1 protein-coding gene is annotated in these 1,026 nt (G+C 74.1%); it reads left to right on the top strand.

Features of this window, described 5'->3' with window-relative positions; all coding sequences use genetic code 11:
- The coding region (locus tag G3I65_RS42890; RefSeq protein ID WP_203612665.1) for a hypothetical protein at positions 1-1,026 on the top strand (1,026 nt) is incomplete at both ends.

Here is a 1,026-nt window from a genome sequence, read left to right as displayed (position 1 = left end):
CTTTGCGGGCCATCACCACAGCCACCCCGCCGAAGCCGCCGGCCGACGTCGCCCCGGCGGGCGTGGCCGAGCCGGCCGCCGATCCCGGTGAGCTGCTGGCGGGTCTCGAGCGGGACGCCGAGTCGATCGCGCGGCTCAAGAAGAGCGCGAGCGGCTTCGCCAAGGAACTCCGCCGCGCCGACCTGGCCGACGCCGCCCGGCGCGCCCAGGCCCACGCCGATCACGCCGTGCTGACGGACATCGCGAAACGCCTCGAGCAGGTCCGCGTCGAGCGCCTCGGCGAATTGCAGAAGTTCAAGGGGAAGCAGATCGCCGAGCAGTTCGACACGCGCGTCGAACGCTGCGAAAAGGCGCTGCAGCAGCCGATCGGGCTGAACGCGCACCTGAGCACGGTCCGGCGAAGGCTGCGTTCTCATGACGGACAGCCCGCCACGGTGGTGCCCCCGTCCGCCGGTGTCGCGGCGATCGACGCCGAACTCGGGTCCTTCGCGCCGAGCACCGCGCAGGTCGCTCCGCCGCCGCCACCACGTCGTGAACCGGCCCCGGAAGATCCCCGGGCACAGGTCGCGGTCGCCGTGGCCGAGGTCGAAAACGCGTTGGCGGACAACGCTCACCACGCCTGGCAGTCACTCGACGCCTACCCGTCCGACCTGCGGGGCCGGGCCGCGCTCGTGCTGCTGCGGTCCTACGTCAACGGCCGGCTCGCCGAGTCCTGGCACCGGATGGGCGCGCACACGGCGGCACGACGGCACTGGCAGGCGATGCTCGCCGAGAACCCGTTGGCCACCGCGGTGCTGCACAACCTCGCGGTCGCGCACACGGCCGCCGGCGACGTGGCCGCGGCGACCCAGACGTGGAGCCGCTACCTCGAAGCGCTCTACGCGGAAGCGCTGCTCGCGGGCACGCCGTCGCGGGGCGCCGCCGAACGGGCCGAGATCCACCGCGTGCTGGCCGGGTCCTTCGGCACCGCGGCGTTGTGCGGCCGGCCCGCCGACGACGGGCCCAACCCACCGCCGCGCGGGATCC

Origin of the sequence: Amycolatopsis sp. SID8362, from assembly GCF_010550475.1 — a bacterium.
Lineage (GTDB): Bacteria > Actinomycetota > Actinomycetes > Mycobacteriales > Pseudonocardiaceae > Amycolatopsis > Amycolatopsis eburnea.
This window is presented reverse-complemented; position numbering and strand designations above follow the sequence as displayed.